This window comes from Vibrio ouci (assembly GCF_004551525.1).
In the GTDB taxonomy this organism is placed as follows: domain Bacteria; phylum Pseudomonadota; class Gammaproteobacteria; order Enterobacterales; family Vibrionaceae; genus Vibrio; species Vibrio ouci.
This window is the reverse complement of record NZ_SATR01000111.1, coordinates 1-2,988: the sequence shown is the minus strand read 5'-3', so window position 1 is coordinate 2,988 and position 2,988 is coordinate 1. Positions and strand designations below refer to the sequence as shown.

At 42.0% G+C, this 2,988-nt stretch carries 3 protein-coding genes; 1 reads left to right on the top strand and 2 read right to left on the bottom strand.

Annotated elements, in window-relative coordinates; translation table 11 throughout:
* A partial coding sequence (locus tag ELS82_RS23905) for a cold shock domain-containing protein (protein WP_134837509.1) occupies positions 1 to 117 on the bottom strand: 117 nt, incomplete at its 3' end.
* A gap of 147 nt (positions 118 to 264) precedes the next feature.
* Positions 265 to 795: a HEPN domain-containing protein gene (locus ELS82_RS23895; RefSeq protein ID WP_134837639.1), complete on the bottom strand. Its 531-nt coding sequence runs from the start codon at positions 793 to 795 to the stop codon at positions 265 to 267.
* 338 nt (positions 796 to 1,133) lie between these two features.
* Between ELS82_RS23895 and ELS82_RS23890 the strand changes: the two genes are divergently transcribed.
* A complete protein-coding gene (locus tag ELS82_RS23890) occupies positions 1,134 to 2,432 on the top strand; it encodes a hypothetical protein (protein WP_244230873.1) in 1,299 nt (432 codons plus the stop codon).
* Positions 2,433 to 2,988: the final 556 nt, after the last annotated feature.

The following is a 2,988-nucleotide window of genomic DNA, read 5'->3' as shown; positions in this document are numbered from 1 at the left end:
GCGTCTATAGCCTTTTGTGAACTTCGATATATGGACAAAAACATCACCTTGGTAGTCATCAGAGTTGATGAAACCAAAACCACGCTCATCAATCCATCTAACAATTTTACCCTTCATATTTATTGTTCCTTCGAAGTGATATAACGCCCTGTTAAGGTGTGAGCAACGCAATACCGAAGCTCCCGCATGCCACCTTAAACACAAAACGCAACGCATAGCAAAAATGCCAAGCGTTGCGAATCACTCTTAAACAGATTGTTAGAATTATTTGGCAATGCTGACTTCGTCCATTGCTCTAACTAAACCTTTAATAAAGCGAATTGCTTTAGCCAGATCTTCTCTTTTTACAAGGTGAGCTTGCTGTTGATTTGTATTAGCTTGATGTGCAGCATCCCCACGCATAGATACAAACTGATCGAGTACTTTCTTTGCTTGCGATGGGTGATAGTTATCCCACATCCAACTTTCCGTAACATCGATATCAAAATATGCTTTAAATAGTTGCTTAGTCTTTGCAGAGTTCGGATTAAAGAAACGCTTCAAGTCTTCGTCTACTTTTCTTTGAACAAAGTGCCCTAATTGACTTCCCTTTACAGAGAATAGCCAAACATCAATTTCCTCATTAAACCGATTTTTGACGTAGGTTTCCCAAGCAGCAAGCGTAAGCACCAACCCCGCTCGCTTCAGCGATTCTGTATTGTAGGCTGATGAGCCATTTTTTTCGTCGTCAAAGCGTTCTAAGATCTCTTCAGCATCCTGTATTGAACGCTCAAACAACTCTCCAGATTTTGTCAAAACTTACTCCTAGCCTAATAATAATTCTAACGCCCAATTAAGGGGTGAACAACGCCTCCACCCAACTTAACGCAGTGTACCGTAAACACTAAATTTGAAGTAGAAGCAAAAGTGCCAAGCGTTGTGAATCCCTCTTAAATTGCTTGTTATGAGCGTTTTAAAGGGGGTAACCATGTCACGTATTGGGCAAGTTTTTACCTGTGAACTTTTAGGGGTATTATCACCACATTACAACGTCAAAACCTCAGCTTACGATGATAAAACAACGAGAATACCGCTGTCCAATTTGGAAAGACCCTAAAACCTGCACCTGTGCTTCATGCGACAACCACAGAAAAGTGCAAACCAGTAGGGCCGCCATAGAAACTGCAACAAGAAAGAACTATGCTTCAGGCTCTAAGTTTACCTCTGTTAACACAGTAACTGAACCTGTTGCGCCTAAAGAAACGACTAGAGAGAAAATCGAACGACAACGCCAAGAACGATACGAAGAAGCAGAAAAAGGCTGGGCAAAGCTACAAGCTGAGAAACAAAACCAATTTTTACTTGGGTGGACACAAAACTCGCAAACCAGACCAATTGAACAAGTCTGGGAAGAACTGTTTACTGCCGAAACAACCAACACACAAAAACGATATATCAAACAATGTAACGTACACCTGAATAACCCTGTGAAACAGGGTGAAATCATTATTGTTCCAACAAATGAACCCACTACCACCAAAGACAAGCAAGCTTTAGCAGAGCTAAAGGAAGAAGCGACTGCGGCCAGTGAAGAACTAGGTAAGCTCAGCGATGAACACGTGTCTATGGTCAGTCGACACTTAGAGCTTCTTGACCACTACGCAAACCAACAACCAGATATTCAAGAAGCTGATACCAATGCTAATATCCCTGACCTTTACGCTCACGCTTCAACAGGCATTGGTATGGCTACAGCAGCAGTACAGCAACATTTAAATAATATTAACGGTGTTTTGTTAGAGATTAATGACCTATACGCTGGTCAAGTAGCCATGGCAAGCCGTACTGGCGGAGTCAATTATGGCTCATTTGTCTCTCAGCGTGCCGAACTGTTCAAGAAATTAGACGGTTCATTTGCTGCACTATCAAAGCGCACGGTACAGTTACCTGTTTATACGCAAGTAAAACGCAACCTCAAACTGTCGACTAAATCCGTGATTCATAACGCTGACGAAATATTGAAGTCAGGTTTTGTAAAAAACCTTGGTAAACGAATTGCCAATGTCTCCATTGGTGTATCCGCGACAAAAGGCGTCGGTTATATTGGTATAGGTTTAGGTGCCGCTAGTGGCGTGAATAATATCTATGACGCATGCAATATTGATAGTGAAGGCAATTGCGGTAAGACCGTTGCACAAGAGATAGGTGGATTTCTTGGTGGCCTAGCTTTAGGTGGTAAGGTAGCAACACTAGCCGTCGGCGGAGTGTTACTAATTTTAGGCACAGCCTCAACTCCTGTTGTAGCAGTCGCTTCTATTGGTGCCTTCGCTGTAGGTGGTGCCATAGGCGGGATTGCAGGGACAAACATCGGCAATGTGGCTGGTGATATTATCTATGAAATGGTTCTAGACATGAAGGAACTAAGCGACGAAATATTAGAGGGCGTTTTCTAATGGAGTATATAGAACCTATTCGCATCATCATTTTAGGTTTACTTGGCTTCTATGCGCTAATATGGGCAATACCAGCTAGTATTGCCGGTATAGTTCTGTCATTAGGGGACGTAAAACGTATTATTTGGATTGATAAACAACTAGCCAAAAACGCAGATTTACTACATGCAAATTATCAAAACACGCTGCCATACAGCATAATATCTCGTTTAATTAACTACTGCCTTACATATCCGTTCATTCGCCATCGTTCAACCACTAGTTCATTGAAATTTAAGGTACTCATGTGGGCTAACACGCTAGGTTTTTGGTGTTGGTTCGTAGTGGCAATATATGCTGTAATCTATAGATTACTTTAACTAAGCCCAAAGCGATAGTGCCCTAATATTTCACGTGTAGCCTTTAGCTCATAACGCCCAATTAAGGTGTGAAGCACGCAACCACGACACTTGATTTGACCGCCGTAAACACTAAGCTCAACTCAAACGAAAAATGCCAAGCGTGCTGAATCACTCTTAAATTGTTTGTTAGGTGTTACCACCCAGAGTCCATTGGT